17 protein-coding genes are annotated in these 18,948 nt (G+C 69.3%); 6 read left to right on the forward strand and 11 right to left on the reverse strand.

Going from position 1 to position 18,948, the window contains the following annotated elements:
- Positions 1–3 precede the first annotated feature (3 nt).
- From DEJ50_RS07285 to DEJ50_RS07300, 4 genes are all read right to left on the reverse strand, one after another.
- Entirely contained in the window at positions 4–948 is a 945-nt protein-coding gene (locus tag DEJ50_RS07285) for a carbohydrate ABC transporter permease (RefSeq protein ID WP_150206767.1), read from the reverse strand.
- A gap of 39 nt (positions 949–987) precedes the next feature.
- Positions 988–2,421 (reverse strand): N-acetylglucosamine/diacetylchitobiose ABC transporter substrate-binding protein, encoded by a 1,434-nt coding sequence (ngcE, locus tag DEJ50_RS07290; protein WP_150206768.1) that lies wholly within the window; start codon positions 2,419–2,421, stop codon positions 988–990.
- A 182-nt stretch (positions 2,422–2,603) separates the two neighbouring features.
- Positions 2,604–5,318 carry an aconitate hydratase AcnA gene (acnA, locus tag DEJ50_RS07295; protein ID WP_150206769.1) on the reverse strand — a complete coding sequence of 905 codons (2,715 nt, stop codon included), beginning with the start codon at positions 5,316–5,318 and terminating at the stop codon, positions 2,604–2,606.
- Between the two features lie 206 nt (positions 5,319–5,524).
- Positions 5,525–6,577 (reverse strand): LacI family DNA-binding transcriptional regulator, encoded by a 1,053-nt coding sequence (locus tag DEJ50_RS07300; RefSeq protein WP_150206770.1) that lies wholly within the window; start codon positions 6,575–6,577, stop codon positions 5,525–5,527.
- A 96-nt stretch (positions 6,578–6,673) separates the two neighbouring features.
- On the opposite strand from DEJ50_RS07300, the gene DEJ50_RS07305 reads away from it, so the two are divergent.
- Both DEJ50_RS07305 and DEJ50_RS07310 read left to right on the forward strand, forming a co-directional pair.
- The gene (locus tag DEJ50_RS07305; protein WP_150206771.1) at positions 6,674–8,635 is read left to right on the forward strand and encodes an amidohydrolase; all 1,962 of its coding nucleotides are present in this window, start codon (positions 6,674–6,676) and stop codon (positions 8,633–8,635) included.
- Between the two features lie 230 nt (positions 8,636–8,865).
- Complete coding sequence (locus DEJ50_RS07310) at positions 8,866–10,395, forward strand: helix-turn-helix domain-containing protein (RefSeq protein WP_150206772.1); 1,530 nt, start codon at positions 8,866–8,868, stop codon at positions 10,393–10,395.
- Between the two features lie 291 nt (positions 10,396–10,686).
- On the opposite strand, the gene DEJ50_RS07315 is transcribed toward DEJ50_RS07310, so the two are convergent.
- Both DEJ50_RS07315 and DEJ50_RS07320 read right to left on the reverse strand, forming a co-directional pair.
- Positions 10,687–11,259, reverse strand: coding sequence for an HD domain-containing protein (locus DEJ50_RS07315; protein ID WP_150206773.1), 573 nt, complete (start codon positions 11,257–11,259; stop codon positions 10,687–10,689).
- A 17-nt stretch (positions 11,260–11,276) separates the two neighbouring features.
- A complete protein-coding gene (locus DEJ50_RS07320) occupies positions 11,277–12,311 on the reverse strand; it encodes a helix-turn-helix domain-containing protein (RefSeq protein WP_223837646.1) in 1,035 nt (344 codons plus the stop codon).
- A 438-nt stretch (positions 12,312–12,749) separates the two neighbouring features.
- Here DEJ50_RS07320 and DEJ50_RS33830 point away from each other — a divergent pair, with 438 nt between their 5' ends.
- Both DEJ50_RS33830 and DEJ50_RS07330 read left to right on the forward strand, forming a co-directional pair.
- Entirely contained in the window at positions 12,750–12,893 is a 144-nt protein-coding gene (locus DEJ50_RS33830) for a hypothetical protein (RefSeq protein ID WP_190344336.1), read from the forward strand.
- A 92-nt stretch (positions 12,894–12,985) separates the two neighbouring features.
- Complete coding sequence (locus DEJ50_RS07330; RefSeq protein ID WP_150206775.1) at positions 12,986–13,849, forward strand: aKG-HExxH-type peptide beta-hydroxylase; 864 nt, start codon at positions 12,986–12,988, stop codon at positions 13,847–13,849.
- Between the two features lie 4 nt (positions 13,850–13,853).
- On the opposite strand, the gene DEJ50_RS07335 is transcribed toward DEJ50_RS07330, so the two are convergent.
- From DEJ50_RS07335 to DEJ50_RS07345, 3 genes are all read right to left on the reverse strand, one after another.
- Positions 13,854–14,516 carry a pentapeptide repeat-containing protein gene (locus DEJ50_RS07335; RefSeq protein ID WP_223837647.1) on the reverse strand — a complete coding sequence of 221 codons (663 nt, stop codon included), beginning with the start codon at positions 14,514–14,516 and terminating at the stop codon, positions 13,854–13,856.
- Between the two features lie 64 nt (positions 14,517–14,580).
- Positions 14,581–14,985, reverse strand: coding sequence for a hypothetical protein (locus DEJ50_RS07340; protein WP_150206777.1), 405 nt, complete (start codon positions 14,983–14,985; stop codon positions 14,581–14,583).
- A gap of 282 nt (positions 14,986–15,267) precedes the next feature.
- Positions 15,268–16,593, reverse strand: a complete 1,326-nt coding sequence (locus tag DEJ50_RS07345; RefSeq protein WP_150206778.1) for an RICIN domain-containing protein — start codon at positions 16,591–16,593, stop codon at positions 15,268–15,270.
- 594 nt (positions 16,594–17,187) lie between these two features.
- Between DEJ50_RS07345 and DEJ50_RS07350 the strand changes: the two genes are divergently transcribed.
- Positions 17,188–17,469 carry a hypothetical protein gene (locus DEJ50_RS07350; RefSeq protein ID WP_150206779.1) on the forward strand — a complete coding sequence of 94 codons (282 nt, stop codon included), beginning with the start codon at positions 17,188–17,190 and terminating at the stop codon, positions 17,467–17,469.
- Between the two features lie 99 nt (positions 17,470–17,568).
- Here DEJ50_RS07350 and DEJ50_RS07355 read toward each other — a convergent pair whose 3' ends face one another.
- Together DEJ50_RS07355 and DEJ50_RS07360 are read right to left on the reverse strand one after the other, a co-directional pair.
- A complete protein-coding gene (locus tag DEJ50_RS07355; RefSeq protein ID WP_150206780.1) occupies positions 17,569–17,883 on the reverse strand; it encodes a hypothetical protein in 315 nt (104 codons plus the stop codon).
- Between the two features lie 25 nt (positions 17,884–17,908).
- Positions 17,909–18,121 (reverse strand): cold-shock protein, encoded by a 213-nt coding sequence (locus tag DEJ50_RS07360; RefSeq protein ID WP_150206781.1) that lies wholly within the window; start codon positions 18,119–18,121, stop codon positions 17,909–17,911.
- Positions 18,122–18,320: 199 nt separating this feature from the next.
- Here DEJ50_RS07360 and DEJ50_RS07365 point away from each other — a divergent pair, with 199 nt between their 5' ends.
- Positions 18,321–18,860 carry an NUDIX domain-containing protein gene (locus DEJ50_RS07365; protein WP_190344338.1) on the forward strand — a complete coding sequence of 180 codons (540 nt, stop codon included), beginning with the start codon at positions 18,321–18,323 and terminating at the stop codon, positions 18,858–18,860.
- Positions 18,861–18,948 lie beyond the last annotated feature (88 nt).

Here is an 18,948-nt window from a genome sequence, read left to right on the forward strand (position 1 = left end):
GCTCTAGAACTCGATGCGCTCGCGGCGGGTGGCGCGCAGCGTGATGACGGACAGGACCATGGTGAGGACGAGCAGCACCACGCCCATGGCGCAGGCGTAGCCGCTCTTGCCGAAGTACAGGAAGTTGCGCATCAGCACCGTCGCCATGACCTCGCTGTGGTGGTCGGGCCCGCCGCCGAACTGGCCCGAGGTCATGGTCGACACCAGGACGAACATGTCCATCGCGGCGATGCCGAGGTAGACCGCGGAGGTCTGCACGGAGTCCCACAGCAGGGGCAGGGTGACCCTGAAGAAGGTCTGGGCGCGTCCGGCTCCGTCGAGCAGCGCGGCCTCGTAGATGTCCTTGGGAACCGACTGCATGGCGGCCGAGAAGAGGACGAGGTAGAAGCCCACCCCGTGCCAGACGACCACCAGCAGCAGGCACCACAGGACCAGGTCGGGCTCGTTCAGCCATTCGATCGGCTGCATCCGGTCGACCAGGCCCAGTCGGATGAGGAACCCGTTGAGCAGGCCGCCCTCGTCGCTGCGGTACACGGCGCCGAAGAGGACCGCGAGGATGGCGAGGGAGAGGACCTGCGGGAAGAAGTAGACGATCTTGTAGAAGCCGGAGCCCCGCACGCCCTGGACTCCGCCGGCTCCGCTGCGCCCGCCGGCGTTCAGCATGAAGGCGAAGAACAGGGCGAGCAGGATGGTGATCACCGGGACGAACACCAGGAGCAGCAGGTTGTGCCAGAGCGCGCCCCGGAAGACCTCGTCCTTCGCCAGTTCCAGGTAGTTGTCCAGGCCGACGAAGTCGAAGGTCGGGGACTGGCCGCTCCAGTTGGTGAAGGAGTAGCCGAACGTCTGTACGTAAGGCCAGATCACAAAGGTCAGGTACAGCGCGATGGGCGCGAAGAGGAAGCCGACGACAAAGCCGGCCCGTCCCTTGCCCTGGGCTACTTGGCTCATGGTGTCCGTCCCTGGCGAGTCCCTGCGATACGGGCGGGGTCAGCTGCGGCGGTTGTTCTTGGCGTTCGGGTCCTGTGCCGCCTTGTTTACCGCAGCCTGGGCCCGCTTGATCCACTCCTTCGGCTGGATCCGCTTGGCCATCAGTTCATTGGACGCGTCCTGGATGGCGGTGTCCATTTCGCTGTACCAGTCGGGGTACAGGTAGTTGAACGTGTTCTCGCCGGCCGACTTCAGGGCGGTGACCGCCGACTGGGTGCCTGGGCGCAGCTTCACGTTCGGGTCCACACCGTCCTTGACCACGGTGAGCGAGTTCGCCTGCTGGGCGAAGAGGGTCGACCATTCGCGGGACAGCATCGAACGGATGAACTCCAGGCCGGCGGGCTTGTTGGCGGCCTTGTCCGGGACGATGAAGGGCTCGCCGGCGCCGGCCCGGATGGCCTCGAAGGGCAGCTTGCTGCCGGCCAGCACGGGCACGGGGAGGAACTGCATGTCGAAGTCGTCCGGGGTCTGCTTGAGCTGCTCGTTCTCCAGCCAGGAGCCGGAGGGGATGAAGGCTGCCTTGTACTGGTTCCAGGCGGTCTGCGACTCCGTGTGGTTGAGGCCGTTGGTGCCGGGCATGAGCAGGCCCTTCTCGACCACCTCGTAGACCGCCTCGACCGCTTCGAGGGCGGCGGCGCTGCCGTCGAAGGCGTTCGGCTCCAGGTTGTCGATGGCCTTCATGGCCTCCAGACCGCCCTTCTTGGCGATCAGGTCCATGATCACGACATTGATGTAGTACGGGTGTTTGCCCTGGTGGGCCAGGCCGCCGATGCCCGCTTCCTTCGCCTTGGTGCACACCGCGAGGAACTCGTCCCAGGTCTTCGGCGGGGTCCAGCCCTTCTCCTTGAAGAGCTTGCCGGAGTACCAGAAGCCGAAGACGGTGTAGACGTAGTTGAGCGCGACGAACTTTCCGCCCTGGGTGCCCTGTTCGACGGTTCCGGGGATCAGTACGTCGCGGACCTTCCTGGTCGGGTCGTCCAGGCAGGGGGCCTCCAGCACCGGGGTGAGGTCGGCCAGCTGGTTGGCCTTGAACAGGACGTCCAGCTTGATCCGCTGGGCGCCGGAGTCGTCGACCACGTCCGGCGGGGTGTTGTTGTTGAAGCGGGGCTGGAGCTTGGAGGTGATCTCCTGGGTGCCGAGGTGGGTGCTGGTGGTGCCCCACTTCTTGTCGAACGCGGCCTCCCAGGCCTTGGCGTAGTCGTCGCCGAATCCGCCCTTGAAGATCACCACGTCCAGTTTGCCGCCCTTGGCGACGCCGAACGGGTTTTCCTTGGTGACCGGAGCCTTGTCCGGTCCCTTGGTGGTGCCCTCCCCGCCGCCGGAGGCGCAGGCGGACAGGAAGCCCGCCGTCGGCACGGTGATCAGTCCGAGTGCCGCGGAGCGCTTGATCAGGTCACGGCGGCCGAGGCCCTCACCGGTGGATGCCATGCTCATGTCCTCGCCTTCGTCAGAGGTCCGCGGTCCGTGCCGCTCGTTCCCCGGCGGTCCGGACGCGCACAGGTATAGTCCACTTCCGCCCGGCTGAGAAGACCACCGTCGCACTACGCGGAAGGGCCGTACCCCCATAACGGGGATACGGCCCTTTGGTGCCGATGTGCGACCGGCGACGGGGGTGCTTAGCCGCGGATCAGGTTGCGGAGCACGTACTGCATGATGCCGCCGTTGCGGTAGTAGTCCGCCTCACCGGGGGTGTCGATGCGGACGACCGCGTCGAAGGAGACACCGGTGTCGGTGGTCACCTTGACGGTGCGCGGGGTGGTGCCGTTGTTCAGCTCCTCCACTCCGGTGAAGGAGAAGGTCTCCTCGCCGGTCAGGCCCAGGGAGGCGGCCGTGGCGCCCTCGGGGAACTGGAGCGGGAGGACGCCCATGCCGATCAGGTTCGAGCGGTGGATGCGCTCGTAGGACTCGGCGATGACGGCCTTGACGCCGAGCAGCGCGGTGCCCTTGGCCGCCCAGTCGCGGGAGGAGCCGGAGCCGTACTCCTTGCCCGCCAGGATAACCAGCGGGATGCCGGCGGCCTGGTAGTTCTGGGAGGCGTCGTAGATGAAGGAGACCGGGGCGCCCTCGACGGTGAAGTCGCGGGTGAAGCCGCCCTCGGTGCCCGGCGCGATCTGGTTGCGCAGGCGGATGTTGGCGAACGTACCGCGGATCATGACCTCGTGGTTGCCGCGGCGGGAACCGTACGAGTTGAAGTCGCGGCGCTCGACGCCGTGCTCGGTGAGGTACTGGCCGGCCGGGGTGTCGGCCTTGATCGCACCGGCCGGGGAGATGTGGTCGGTGGTGACCGAGTCGCCCAGCTTCGCCAGCACGCGGGCGCCGGCGATGTCGGAGACCGGGGTGGTCTCCATGGTCATGCCCTCGAAGTACGGGGGCTTGCGCACGTAGGTGGACTGCGGGTCCCACTCGAAGGTGTTGCCGGTCGGGATCGGCAGCGCCTGCCACTGGGCGTCACCCGCGAAGACGTCCTGGTAGGACTTGTTGAACATGTCCTCGCCGATGGCGTTGGCCACGACGTCGTTGACCTCGGCCTCGGAGGGCCAGATGTCCTTGAGGAAGACCGGGTTGCCCTCGGTGTCGGTGCCGATGGCGTCCTTGGTGATGTCCACCTTCATGGAGCCCGCGATGGCGTACGCGACGACCAGCGGCGGGGAGGCCAGGTAGTTCATCTTGACGTCGGGGTTGATCCGGCCCTCGAAGTTGCGGTTGCCGGAGAGCACCGAGGTGACCGCGAGGTCGTGCTCGTTGATCGCCTTCGAGATCTCCTCGTCCAGCGGACCGGAGTTGCCGATGCAGGTGGTGCAGCCGTACCCGACGAGGTTGAAGCCCATCTTGTCCAGGTACGGGGTCAGGCCGGCCTTGTCGAAGTAGTCGGTGACGACCTTCGAGCCCGGCGCCAGGGTGGTCTTGACCCACGGCTTGCGGGCCAGGCCCTTCTCGACCGCCTTCTTGGCCACGAGGGCCGCGGCCACCATGACGTAGGGGTTCGAGGTGTTGGTGCAGGAGGTGATCGCGGCGACGGTCACGGCGCCGTGGTCGATCTCGAAGGAGGTGCCGTCGGCCAGGGTGACCTGGGTCGGGCGGGTCGGCACGCCGTTGGTCTGCGCCGGGGCGTCGGAGGCCGGGAAGGACTCCTGGCCCGCCTCGTCCGCGTCGTCCACGTAGTTGCGCACGTCCTGGGCGAACTGCTGGGCGGCGTTGGCCAGGACGATACGGTCCTGCGGGCGCTTCGGGCCGGCGATGGAGGGGACGACCGTGGAGAGGTCGAGCTCCAGCTTCTCGGAGAAGTCCGGCTCGGCGGCCGGGTCCAGCCAGAGGCCCTGCTCCTTGGCGTACGCCTCGACCAGCGCGACCTGCTGCTCGGAGCGGCCGGTGAGCTTGAGGTAGTTCAGGGTCTCGCCGTCGATCGGGAAGACCGCGGCGGTGGAGCCGAACTCGGGCGACATGTTGCCGATGGTGGCGCGGTTCGCGAGGGAGGTGGCGGCGACGCCCTCACCGTAGAACTCGACGAACTTGCCGACGACACCGTGCTTGCGCAGCATCTCGGTGATGGTCAGCACCAGGTCGGTGGCGGTGGTGCCGGTGGGCAGCTCGCCGGTCAGCTTGAAGCCGACGACGCGCGGGATCAGCATGGAGACCGGCTGGCCGAGCATCGCGGCCTCGGCCTCGATGCCGCCGACGCCCCAGCCCAGCACACCGAGGCCGTTGACCATGGTGGTGTGCGAGTCGGTGCCGACGAGGGTGTCGGGGTAGGCCACACCGTTGCGGACCATGACCGTGCGGGCCAGGTGCTCGATGTTGACCTGGTGGACGATGCCGGTGCCCGGCGGGACGACCTTGAACTCGTCGAAGGCGGTCTGGCCCCAGCGCAGGAACTGGTAGCGCTCCTTGTTGCGGCCGTACTCCAGCTCCACGTTCTGGGTGAACGCGTCCTTGGTGCCGAACTTGTCGGCGATGACGGAGTGGTCGATGACCAGCTCGGCCGGGGCCAGCGGGTTGATCTTCGACGGGTCGCCGCCGAGCTCCTTGACGGCCTCGCGCATGGTGGCGAGGTCCACGACACAGGGCACACCGGTGAAGTCCTGCATGATCACGCGCGCGGGCGTGAACTGGATCTCCTGGCTGGGCTGGGCCTGGGAGTCCCAGCCGCCGAGCGCACGGATGTGGTCGGCGGTGATGTTCGCGCCGTCCTCGGTGCGGAGCAGGTTCTCCAGAAGGACCTTCAGGCTGTACGGCAGCCGGGCGGAGCCCTCCACCATGTCCAGCCGGAAGATCTCGTACGACTCGTCGCCCACCTGCAGCGTGCTACGGGCTTCGAAGCTGTTCGCCGACACGACAGTCTCCTTCATGCATGAATTCGCGCGTTCTACCGCATCCTGCCGCGTGGCACTCTGGCCAATCCGCTAAGGTAAGGCTAAGTTAGGTAACCCTTACCAGCGGGGCGGCTGCGGTTCGCCTTCGGCAGATATCTCGATGTCGAGATAACTCTAGTGCATCGTCGTGCCGAGGTCATGCACGGCGTGGTCCGGCATGGGTGAGATCACACGCGCCCGCCTGCCCGGCGTGAGGAGTCACGGACCGTCAGCGCCGCCGGGACCTGCACCTCGCCGTCCGGGACCGTCGCCGCGCCCGCCGGTGCCGTCGGCTCGCCCGCCGGCGTCGGGCCGCCCGATTCGATGCGGCCGATCAGCGCGGCGACCGCCGCCTCGGCCGTCAGCTCCGGATGCAGGGTCAGCGTGGTCACCGGCACCTGGGTGGCCGCGTACCCCGGGTCCTCGCTGGCACAGACCAGCAGCAGGTCCGCCGGTATGGCCAGGCCGTGCCGGGCCGCCGCGGCCAGCACCTGCCGGCCGCCGGGATCGTAGAGGCTGTGGACGGCGTCGACGGTGCCGGCCGGCGCCGCGAACAGCGTGTCGAAGGCATGGCCGCCGGCGTCGTCCGGGTCGAACCGGACCGGCAGGACGGGCCGGTCCCGCTCCGCGCACCACCCTTCGTACGCCTCGGACACCGCGCGGGTGTAGTGGTCGCGTCCGAAGCCGCCGTGCAGCGCGATCCGCCGGGCGCCGGCCGCGGCGAGATGGTCGAGGACCGCGCGGGTGGCCGCCGCGTGGTCGTTGTCCACCCAGACGTCCCCGGGGAACGCACGGGCGGGCCGCCCGTCGAAGACCACCGGGATACCGCGGGCCCGCAGCGCGGCCAGCACCGGATCGCCCTCCGGACTGTCGAGCAGCAGCATCCCGTCGACCGCGAGGGTGTGCCAGAGCGCCTCGGCACCACGGTCCGCGGGCAGGGTGGTCAGCGCGTACCCGCGGGCATGGGCGGCGGACGTGGCGGCGGTGAGCCAGCGGGAGAAATAGGAGACCGCCACGTAGTTCCAGGCGGCGCCGGCGAAGGTGGTCACGGCCAGCCCGAGGGTCCGGGTGCGCGGGGCGCGCGGGGCTCCGTAGCCGAGGCCGGTGGCGACCTCGCGGACCCGCCTGCGGGTGGTTTCGGCGAGCCGGCCGGTGCCGTTGAGGGCGTGCGAGACGGTCGCGGTGGACACCTCGGCGGCGCGCGCGATGTCGGCGATGGTCGGTCCGGGCACGCGGCTCATCGTACGGACGAGGTGCGGATTCCGTCGTCTCCGACGGGTTCTGGTTAAGGGGTTAATCAAACAGTGTCCTGGCCACGGCAAACGTTGGGAGTGGTCATGACGTCTTCTTCACTGTCCCGGCGGGGACTTCTCACCGCGGCCGGCGCCGCGGGCGCGGCCGGCCTGCTCGGTTCGGCGGCGGCCGGTACGGCCCAGGCCGCCCCCGCCCCCGCCCCCGGCTCGGCCGGCCGGGGCTCCGCCTCGCTGGTGATCCACAACGCCCGGGTGTTCACCGGAGTCACCGGCCGGGCGCCGGTGGAGGCGGTGGCGGTCGGCCGGGACGGGAAGATCCTCGCCACCGGCTCCGGTTCGGCCCTGCGGCGGCTGATCGGCCGGGACACCGAGGTGGTCAACGCCCGCGGCAACACGGTGATGAGCGGGATCCACGACGGCCACGTCCATCCGCTGGGCGCCGGCGACCGCTCGCTGCGGCCCTCGCTGGAGGGCGCCGAGACCACCCTCGCCGAACTCCAGGAGATCCTGCGCGGCTTCCTCGCCGACACCGGCGGCGCGGGCGCCGAACCGGACGGCTGGCTGGTGGTGGAGGACTGGAACCCGGTCGGGCTGCTGCCCACCGGCACGGCACCGCACCACTCCATGCTGGACGCCCTGCCCACCCGCCGGCCGATCGCGCTGGTCGGCGGTGACGGACACAACCTGTGGGCGAACCGCCGTGCTCTGGACATTGCGGGCATCACGGCCGCCACCCCCGACCCGGCGGGCGGAAAGATCGTCAAGGGGACGGACGGGAAGCCGACGGGCGTACTGAAGGACGACGCCCAGGAGCTGGTGCGCCGCCACATCCCGGCCCCCACCCGGGAGCAGCTGGTCCAGGCCTGCGCGAAGGTGCTGGAGCAGGCCGCCGCCGCCGGTGTCACCACCATGATGGACGCGCTGGCCGGCCGGCACGAGCTGGAGCTGTACCGGGAGCTGTCCGCGGCCGGGAAGCTGCCGCAGCGGGTGGTGCCCGCGCTGCGGCTGGAGGTGGCGCAGACCAAGGACCCGGCGGGCTCCCTTGCGTACGCGCGGGACCTGCGCCGGGAGTTCGACGGTGTGCGCGGGCTCCGGCTCGGGATGATCAAGGTCTTCCTGGACGGGGTCATCGAGTACCCGGCCCAGACGGCGGCCCTGCTGGAGCCGTATCTGGACGGCAGCACCGGCAAGCCCACGGAGAACCGGGGCGAGCTGTACACCTCGGCCGCCGAGTGGGGCCGGCTGACCGCCGTGTTCAACCGGGCGGGCTGGCAGATGCACGCCCACGGGCTGGGCGACCGGGCGGTACGTACGGCTCTGGACGGGTACGCGTACGCCCGCCGGGCCACCGGGCTGCGCGACCCGCGCAACGCCATCGCCCACCTGCAGATCGTGGACCCGGCGGATCTGCGGCGGTTCGCCCAGCTGGGCGTCGCCGCCTGCATGCAGCTGCAGTGGGCGGCGAAGGACACCTGGACGATGGAGGCGCTGCTGCCGTACATCGGGCCGAAGCGGCACCGCTGGATGTACCCGGCGCGCAGCCTGGAGCGGGCCGGGGCCCGGCTGAGCGGCGGTTCCGACTGGCCGGTGGACGCACTCCAGGTGTGGAACCAGCTGCGTACGGCCATCGACCGGCAGGGCGCGTACGGGCAGGGCGAGCTCTACCGCGAACTGGAGGGGCTGAGCCGGTCCTCGGTGCTGCGGATGCACACGCTGGGCACCGCCTGGCAGCTCCGCCAGGACGCACTGACCGGGACGGTGGAGCAGGGGAAGGCGGCAGACCTGGTGCTGCTGGACCGGGATGTGACGCGCTGCCCGGTGGCGGACATCAGCGAGACCCAGGTGGAGCTGACGCTGGTGGACGGGCGGGCGGTGCACGACGTGCACTCGGCCACCGGGCGGGCGGCGGCGGCCCGGCTCTCGCGCGCGGCGGCCGGTATGACCTCCGGGGCCGCCGCCGGCCCGGCGTCCGGCTCGGCGTCCGGCCCGCGTCCCGCCGCGTACGCCGCGGTCCACCGGGGCCGCCACCACGCCTGCGGCCACTGACGGGCCCGGGCCGGCCGGCCCGGCGACCCACCGGCCCCCGGGAGACCAAGCCGTCCCCGGGGGCCGGTGCACACCCGGCACCACGCCACGCCCGACAACAGATAGCCCAAACGGGGTAAATACCGGCAAACTACATGACACGGCCAGAATCCGGGGAAGCTGACGGGGTGTAACACCCGTCCGCCACACCCACCGCGAGCCCCATCTCATATCTGAGATACGGTGCACCCATGGCAGACGACTACCTCGTACGCATCGGCAAGCTCATCCGTGACGCCCGGCAACACCGGGGCTGGACGCAAAGCCAACTCGCCGACGCCCTCGGCACCAGCCAGAGCGCCGTGAACCGGATCGAGCGCGGCAACCAGAACATCAGTCTTGAGATGATTGCCCGCATCGGCGAAGCGCTCGACAGCGAGATCGTCTCCCTGGGTTACGCCGGCCCGATGCACCTGCGCGTCGTCGGCGGCCGTCGCCTGTCCGGCGCCATCGACGTCAAGACGAGCAAGAACGCCTGCGTGGCCCTGCTCTGCGCCTCGCTCCTCAACAAGGGCCGCACGGTCCTGCGCCGGGTCGCCCGGATCGAAGAGGTCTACCGGCTGCTGGAGGTCCTGAACTCCATCGGCGTACGCAGCCGCTGGATCAACGGCGGCGTGGACCTGGAACTGGTCCCGCCTGCCCGGCTCGACATGGACGCCATGGACGCCGACGCCGCCCGCCGCACCCGGAGCATCATCATGTTCCTGGGCCCGCTGCTGCACCGGATGGACCACTTCCGGCTGCCCTACGCGGGCGGCTGCGACCTCGGCACCCGCACCATCGAGCCGCACATGATCGCGCTGCGCCGGTTCGGCCTGGACATCACCGCGACCGAGGGCATCTACCACGCCCGGGTCGCCTCCGGCGTCAGCCCCGACCGGCCGATCGTGCTGACCGAACGCGGGGACACGGTCACCGAGAACGCACTGCTCGCCGCGGCCCGCCACGACGGCGTCACCGTCATCCGCAACGCCTCCTCCAACTACATGGTCCAGGACCTGTGCTTCTTCCTGGAGGCCCTCGGCGTGAGGGTGGAGGGCATCGGCAGCACCACCCTCACCGTCCACGGCGTCCCGAACATCGACGTGGACGTGGACTACTCCCCCTCCGAGGACCCGGTCGAGGCCATGAGCCTGCTGGCCGCGGCCGTGGTCACCGAGTCCGAACTGACCATCCGCCGGGTCCCGATCGAGTTCATGGAGATCGAGCTCGCGGTCCTGGAGGAGATGGGCCTGGACCACGACCGCTCGGAGGAGTACACGGCCGACAACGGCCGCACCCGCCTGGTCGACCTCACGGTGCGCCCCTCCAAGCTCGAAGCCCCGATCGACAAGATCCACCCCATGCCGTTCCCCGGGCTGAACATCGACAACGTCCCGTTCTTCGCGGCGATCGCGGCGGTGGCGCAGGGCCAGACCCTGATCCACGACTGGGTGTACGACAACCGCGCGATCTACCTGACGGACCTCAACCGCCTCGGCGGCCGGCTCCAACTCCTGGACCCCCACCGCGTCCTGGTGGAGGGCCCCACCCGCTGGCGCGCAGCGGAGATGATGTGCCCGCCGGCCCTCCGACCCGCCGTGGTGGTCCTCCTGGCGATGATGGCGGCGGAGGGCACGTCGGTACTGCGCAACGTGTACGTCATCAACCGCGGCTACGAGGAACTGGCGGAACGCCTGAACTCGGTGGGCGCCCAGATCGAAATCTTCCGCGACATCTAGGAATCGCAACATAAGCTTACTAAGCAGCTTCCATCCCCTTGTGCAAGGACTGTGCAGGGGGAGGCCGATTTACTGACGGACCGTCAACTAGGACGAGGCCCCGAAACCCTTCACGGAGGGTGACGGGGCCTCGGTCTCTGTACAGCGTGGTCTCCGCGCACACCAAGGAGCCGATGACGTACAAGACGCTCGCCGAGCGGCTCCACGTGCCGGTCAACGCCGGGCTGTACCACGCCGCATCCCCCGCCCCCGGCACCCAGCCAGCCGCGGGGACTTTCGTCTTTTCCTGAATCAGTGCAGGAAGGTCTGCCGCCACTCCAGCGGCGACATCGTCAGCGCGGCCTCGGCCAGCTCGCGGGCGGACGCCGTCTTGAGGCTGTTCAGCGAGGTGTCGATCCAGTCCTGCACCAGCGTGTTGCCCTGCGCCCGGTACTCCACGGCCTGCACCAGACACTCCAGCTTGTCCGCGTCCTTCGCCACGATCGCCTCGGGGGTGTCGCCCCCCTCGTACTCGGCCACCACCCGCTGCACTCCCGCCTTGACCGCCGGGTGGGCTCGGGCAACCTGATCCGCGGTGACGGTCTCGTTGGCCGAGGCGTCGATGTAGCGGCGCCCGATGTGCGGGATGTCCCCGATCCGGGTCTCCTGCGTGTCGTGGAAGAGGCACATCAGCGCGACCTTCGCCGGATCCACGCCCTCCATCATCGCCAGCACCGAGCCGATGATCCCCACACGGAACGAGTGGTCGGCGATCGACTCGGGGTTGTTGTTGCCGGTGAACCACCACCCGGTCCGCTTGGCCTGCTTCATGACGCCCATCTCGAAGATGAACCCGGCCGTGCCCTTCGCCGTCTCGTCTGCCATGTAGTGCCCTCCGGTTCTCAAGTCCGATCACGCAAAACGTAATGCACCGCGCTCAGTTCGTGCCGCGACCTTTCGGAGATCCCCCGCCCGTCCAGTAACCGCCCGATACGCTCCCCCAGCTCCCGCACCAGCACCCCCGAGGCCTGCGGCAGCCAGGGATGCGCCGTCAGCAGGGCCCACAGCGTGTGGGCGTACAGGTCCACGTATCCGGGCGCGTAGTGCAGCCCATAGGTCAGCCCCCGCAGCAGCGTCACCGGATCCCAGCCGGTCAGGTCCCGGTCGCGCATGAACCCATCGTCGGCCTGCGGAAGGCGGACGCCGCCGAGCCAGTAAGCCCAGTAGTTCAGGTTCGCCGCTTCCGCGGTGTCGTCGCCGGCCAGCGACCGCTCGATGAAGTCGAGCAGCGGCTGCGGGTCGCCCAGCCGGGCAAGGGCGGTTGCCGTGGACCGGGCTTCCGCCCAGTGCTCCGACCATCCCCGGCGGCCCAGCACTCCCCGCCGGGCGTGCAAGGCGTGCGCCGTCCACGAGACCGCCTCCGGCCCCCGGTCGTACGACGCCAGATACAGGGCCTGCCGGTGCAGCAGCACCCCGCCCTCGCCGCGCCGGGCAGACTCGGCTGTCTCCCGCAGGTGATCGAAGAAATGGCCGCGCTCACCCGCACCCAGCAGCGGAGCCGACGCAGAAGGGCCACGGCGAGGAGCCGGAACCCGCCCCGCCAAGGCCGGCGGAGGCGTACCGGTCAAGGCCCACGCCAGCATGTGCGCGGTGTCCCTGGTGTGCACCCACGACGCCAGCGGATGGAGCCCCATCTCCTCCCGCGGATCGAGGGCGGCCCCGATGATCTGGTCCGCGTCCATCGCCGGATCGAGCAGCCCCACCACGCCCGCGTCCGCGCCCAGGGCCCCAAGACGCCGCCGCAGGTTCAGCAGCGCCCCGGCCTTCATGTTCGCCAGCGGGCGCCGGCCGGACTCCCAGCCCTGCAACGTCCCCAGGTCCACGCCCAGGGCCTCCGCCATGGCCGCCTGCGTACGCGGGATGCTCTCCCGCGCCATCCTCAGCACAAAGCCCGCAACCGCTCCTGTGGCCGCACGTCCCCGTGCGGGCGGTGTACCCGCCATGCCCAGCTCCCCGACGACGCTCCGTCCCCCAACACGTACTGCCAGTCAGTCCTACCGCGTCCCCGGCGACCGTACGTTCAAGACGCGGAAACGGACAGCACCCGCTCCTCCACCAGAAGGTGAAGGTCACCGCATCCCGCACCGAGGGGAGCTGACCGCCGTCGTCCACGAGCTGCACAGTCACGGGATCGTCCGCATCGCCCACGTGCGACCCGGGAACGGCATCGAGATCACCACGGCGGCCGACAACATCGAGCCCGCCTGACCCATAGACCCCCGCTCTGCACTTCCTACGGCCCAGGGCGGGCAGCACCACCCCCTGCCGGAACCCCGGCGGGGACAGTGCACGACCGAGATCAAGGAGGACTCGTCATGAACCAGAAGACCGAAGTCGCCGCGACCGAGACCAACGAGAAGCAGGCGGACACCATCCGGGACAACGTCGCGGCGTTCCGCGCCGAGGACAACGCGTCGATGATGGGCGGCTGGACCGACGCCGCGCCCGCCGCCGAGTAACCGGCCCCGGCACCACAGCACGACACCCACGCGTGCCCCGGGCGACCGTAATTCGCCCGGGGCACGTTCCCATCTTCGCCCAAGGAGCACCCGTGCGGTTCCTCAACGTGCACCACGCCCGCGAGACCGTCAGCCGGCTCGTCCACGCCCTCGACGGCGAGCACACCACCCCGGACACCCTGCCGGCCGCATACCGTCGGATCATCACAGGCATGCGGCCGATCGCCCCGCCCGCGGTCGGCGTCCGCGTCTCCTTCCTGGACGACCCGTGGGGACGGAACCTGGTCAAGAACGAAACCTTCGCGAACATCTTCGAGGGCCTGGCCGACACCTTCGAGGACCAGCGCATCACCTGGGGACGCGACTTCAAGGCCTCCATGGTCTACACCCACGACGTGATCCCCGACCTGGGCGCCCTGGTGGACCTGGTGGTGACCGATACGGTCATGTTCTCCTCCGCCAACAAGGGCGGCGGCAGCGCCTCGCACCTGCCCGGCCTGATCAGCATGAGCCCCGGCGACGACTGGCAGGTCCACGACTTCGCCGAGTCCCTCGTCCACGAGACGGTGCACCTGAACGTGTTCCTCGCGGACATGGCGTACCGGCTCTACACCCGGCCGACGAAGGAACTGGAGGCCGACGAGTACCGCGTGGTGTCGGCGGTGAAGTTCGGGCAGATGCGCCCGCTCGACAAAGCGTTCCACTCCGCCGTGGTCGCCCCGCCCCTGATGTTCATGCAGGCCCGCCGCGGGGAGACCGAGCTGGTCGACAAGTTCCGGGCCAGCCTGCGGGAGTGCACGGACGGCTTGCTGGACAAGCTGGAGCATTTCACGCCGTACGGCCAGGTGCTCGTCCACGAGCTGCGGACCTTCACCGACGACTACGACATGGAGCTGGTGGCAGAGTCGATCTCCAGTGAGCGCTTCGCGCACTGGGACCTGACGCCGGCCGCCTGACCGTCTACGGCTCCAGCCTGATCCCGGCGTCCCGTGCGAGGGCCACGGCCAGCTCCATCCCGCCCGGCCCCTGCACGGCGGCGCCCTTCAGCGACGCCGCCCCGCCCACGTCCACCAGCGTGCAGTCCTCGAACCGCAGCCGCTGGACCTGGACGTTGGCGAACTGGGCGCCGGTCAGGTCGCACGACCGGAACTGCACATCGCGCAGCTCCGCGAACTGGAAGTCGGCCCCCGTGAGGTTGCAGCCCTCGAACGTGACGGCCTTGAACTTCGAGTGGCGCCACAGCGACAGGTCGGCGCGGCTGTTCTCGAACCTCACGTCGTGGAAATGCGACTTCGACCAGGAGGCGCCGGTGATCCGGCTGGCGAACACCTCGGCGCGGACCAGGGACGTGTCCTGTGCCCGGACGGTGGCGAAGTCGCAGGTCTGGAACGTTGCATCGGAGAACACCACCTGCCGGGTGTTCATCCCGGTGAAGCGGGCGTTCTCGAACCGGACCTGCTCGGCCTCCGCCAGTTCCACCGCGTGCCCGACGAAGACGTCGCCGTTGTACTCGACGCCCCGGATCATCGCGTCCTCGACCAGGGCGTCATCCGGCATCCTGGCCGGCCGGAAGGTGATCCGGTTGCGGGGGGCTTGGGGGTTCCTCGGGCGTACTGCTGTCACGGAGGGCATGGCGCCGGACCCTAGCACCCATTCACCCCGGTATGGGGTGGAATGTGTAAAGAGGTCAGCCCTCCGCCCATGACGGGGCGATCACGCCTTCGGCCTGCGGCAGCTCCTCCGCCTCCGCGGGCACAGCCATTGGCGCCGTCCCGCTACCGCGCTTGAGCTTCTCGCGGACCCAGTCCCTGGTCGTCCACGGCGCCGTCGCCCCGTACTGCTGCCGCTCCCACACGGTCAGCTGCAGCCACGGGTGGTTCAGCTGCACCATCGGTGTCCGCGGGCCCGTCGACTTCGGCATCCACGCGGGCAGGCCGTCCTCCAGCAGACGCTCCTCCGGCGGCAGCTTGTCCATCCTCGCCAGCTCGTACTTCGCCCTGCCCTGCCGGGTCATCCACTCGACCACGGGTGCCTCATCCAGCCACTGCACGGGACGGCCGCGGTCGTCGTGCACCACCGCCGGGGTCACCATCCAGCCGGGCGGCCTTTCGTGGCTGTAAGGGACCACCGGCGCCGGCGGCTTCGGCAGACGGTGCGCCGGCAGATCTGCGGGTGGGTGCAGCCGCCGCCGGTGCATGTGCCGTCGGCTCCTGAGCACGACCGTTACGGCAACCGCATCGCGGGTACCGGGTACGGCCGCATGCAGGAGCCGCCGAAGCAGTGGGTGTGCCGGTGAAGCTGCTCCTTTACGGCTGTTCTTCTACGACCGCGAGAGGGCTGCCGCTGTCCCGCAGTCCGCCCCGGCCAGTGGGTGCTACGCGCCGAGGAGCCTCCAGAGCTGGTTGCGGTTGCCCTGTAGGCCGTGGTGGCAGAGCTTGGCACCGCTGCCGGTGGAGGCGTTGGTGACGCTGATCGCTCCATTGCGGTAGTCGGACACGATGAAGTACTCGTTCTGGGCGACGGGGAGTACCCGCCATTTCTGGTGCGAGGCGTCCCTCCAGGTCCACAGGTTGATGTCGGGGGCGTTGCCGGGGTAGGGGCCGTGGATCGACATCACGCGGGTGGGGGCGAAGACGGAGGTGAAGTTGTAGAGGCCGCCGCCCAGGTTCCTGAAGTCCCACCGCTGGTGGGACTGGTCCCACCACGGTTGCTGTCGGATGGAGGGGCTGTCGTCGTTGTAGGGGCCGTCGATGGTGGCGAACTTGCCGCTGATCACGGACTCCAGCCGCACCCGGGGAGGCACCCCGTTGACCTGGCCCGAGGCATCGGGCAGCAGCAGGAATCCGACCTCCCATTTCCCGTCGCTACCGGCGTCGAAGACCAGCGCCGACTTGGAGACCCGGAAGGCGCCCAGTCTCAGGAGCATGTCGACCATGGGTTCGCTGATACGGGTCAGCGCGGCGACCTTGCGCACCACCCCCTCGGGCGGGGGGTTGCGCAGGGTGTCCTGGATCTGCTTCTGCAGCATCAGCACCGGTTCGGGTACCAGCAGCGAGTAGGTGCCGATGTGATCGTCCTGGTTCGTCAGGATCTGTTTGATGAAGCTGAGGATCATCGCGAACATCGCTACGGCCGCCGGCGGAATCCCGACGCCCGTGAGCTCACCGATGACGGTTTCGACCATGTCCGCCCAGGTCTCGATCGACAGCTCGGCCATCAGGATCCTGAGGATCTCGTCGATGATCATCTTGGCCTTCGCATCGCCGCCGCCGTGGTCCATCTCCCAGGCGTCGATCACCGTGGCAAGTCCGCCGCCCGCGACCGTGGTGTTCCACACCCGGTTCGGCTCGAAGGCGCGGGTGTCGCCGGTGTTCATGCTGAACTGCTCGCTGGTGTAGTGGCGCTGAGTCGTCCCGTCACAGAGCGCCAGCCAGAACTTCGGTTCGTCCTTTCCCCATTCGTTCGACTCGCGGTGGCAGGTGAGGTAGTCGAGCGACATCCAGTACTTGCCCGCGCCGCCGCCGGATCGTGCGGTCGCGATGGTGGGGTGGTCGAGGGGCAGGCCCAGGCAGACCAGTCCCCAGCCCTTGTCGGCGGTCTCCTGCAGGAATTCCGCGCTGGGCTCGGGGGCGGCGACCTCCTGCAGGGCCTGCGCCTGGGCGTCGTCACCGAGCGGGCCCATCGGGCGCGTGGCGTCCACCACGTGAATGTTCTTGCACGTGGTGAGAAACTCCCGGCCCAGCTGCGGCAGATCGGCCCGCAGGTCGGCAAGACGTACGAGTCCTCCACACCCAGAGCGGCGAAACGCCCGGGGAAGAACCTCCCGCGGACCTCCGGCGCCGCCGTGCTGAAGGCCTGCCCCATCTCGCCGAGCTCGTCGGCCGTGAAGCCCGCACGGGTGAATGCGTTCGTGAAGACGCTCTCCAGGTCGGACAGGGGCTGCCCGGCCGCGTGCCGGGCGAAGCCGTTGAGCATCACGGCCAGCAGGACGTTGGTGGAGCTGCTGTGCTCCATCCTCTCCACCCTCTGCGTGCGGACTTCCGTACCGCCGAGCACGCCGCAGATACCGGCCACCACGTCCCGCTTGAACTCATCGCCGTCGTTGACGACATCAGTCATTCCCACACCTCCGCAATGCCGACAGGCGTGGACGGATGCCTGCGGACGGACACCACCGGTCATGCCGCTCACGTCGATGGCACGTGAGCGTCACGTGGCGACATATGTCTCGTGCCGGGGCCAGGGAAACATGCCTTTCCCCGGATGACCTGTTGCGATCGCTGCCGCTCGACCCATGAGCGAGCAGCTCTCCCGCGAACAGCGGGAAGAAGCCCTTGAGGCGGCCATCGCCGGCTACATCCGCGACGGCTACCAGGTGACGTACCGGTCCGCGACCGGCGCGACCGTCGCCAAGGGCAAGCCCATCAATCACACCCTGCACCTGATCCTCACCATCGCCACCTGCACCGTGTGGTCGTTCGTGTGGATCGCGCTGGCCATCATGGCGGCGGCGCAGAACGCCACCTATGTGCTGTCCGTAGACGCATACGGAAACGTGCAGGCCGCAAAGCAGTAACAGCGAGAGCGGCAGGAGCCCTTCGCCGCGTCATGGGCGCGACGCGGCACAGTGTCAGCCCCCGCCCCGGCACCGGCCGGCAGGCGGGGGCTTCGCCGTTCACCGGCTCAGACGGTCCAGCTCGCCGCCGATGGCCTGGCGCAGCACATCGTGCTGCGGACCGAGCGCGAACCACTCGTCGGTCCAGCTGTCGCAGGGGCGGAGCCACACCGGCCTGCCCACCAGGTCGGCCGGTTCCCACTCGAACCGTGGCCATACGTGCGCGTGCAGGAAGCCGTCGGTGTTGCCGAGGACCTCCAGGTTGACCCGCCGGAAGGCCGGGTCCAGCCGCTCCGCCGCGGGATCGTCCGTCAGCAGCACCGAGTAGCCCGGCAGGAACTGCACATCGCCGATCACCGCGAACCCCGCGGTCAGGCGCCGGAGTACGGTGGACCCGGGGTCATGCCTCCGCGACGACCTCGTCCGCCTGCATGCCCTTGTCGCCCTTCACCGCCACGAACGTCACCCGCTGGCCTTCCTTCAGGCTCTTGAAGCCGTTGCCCTGGATCGCCCTGAAGTGGACGAACAGGTCGGGCCCGGCCTCCGGGGTGATGAAGCCGAACCCCTTCTCGTCGTTGAACCACTTCACGGTGCCGTTCTGGCGGTCGGACATGCCCACTCCTTCGGATCACGTACATCGGTCGGGCGGGCAGGGCGCCCGATGAGCTGATCATCCCCATCGGGGGGACGGAGGTTACGGAGTCCGGGACATCTGGCCGGTAATCGTCGCTCGGCTGCCGCCGACGGGGTGTGACCCGGGGCGGAACCTCTGCGTTAGGGCCGGAGGAGCAGGGCGGAGAGGAGCATGCGCGGTGAGCGAGTCGCAGCTGGACGCAGGAGATCGCAGGACCGGGACCTGGCTTCCGCCCGAGCAGTTCGCCGAACTGCTGCCGAAGGCGGCTGCCTTCGGGGCGCTGTTCTTCACCGATGAACTCGACCGGCCGGTCCAGCTGCGGGCGGTGTACTCGCCGGGCCATCCCTGGCAGTGGCCGGGCGGCTGTATGGATGCCGGGGAGCGGCCCTGGGAGACGGCGTTGCGGGAGTGCCGGGAGGAGACCGGCCTCGAGTACGACGGCCCGCAGCGGCTGCTGGCCACCGTGTTCGGCCTGCCGGGGAAGACCTGGCCCCTCGCCACGGTCGGGTTCGTCTTCGACGGCGGCCGGCTCACCCGCGAACAGGTCGATGGCATCACGCTGGACCCGTCCGAACACGACGAGGTCCGCGCACTCCCCCTGGCGGACTGGCGGCCCCTGATGCCCGCGCGGGACTTCGCCCGGCTGGAGGCGGTGATGCGGGCCCGGCAGACCGCGACCACGGCGTACTTCGACCTGTGGGACTGGGAGGACGAATGAGCGTGGACATGGCGTGAAATGGGGTGACCGGGTGGCCGGACACGCCCTTAGGCTTCGGCGGATTTCATGAAGTCTTGATCGTGGGGGG

The sequence above is a fragment of the Streptomyces venezuelae genome, assembly GCF_008642295.1.
GTDB classification, from domain to species: domain Bacteria; phylum Actinomycetota; class Actinomycetes; order Streptomycetales; family Streptomycetaceae; genus Streptomyces; species Streptomyces venezuelae_C.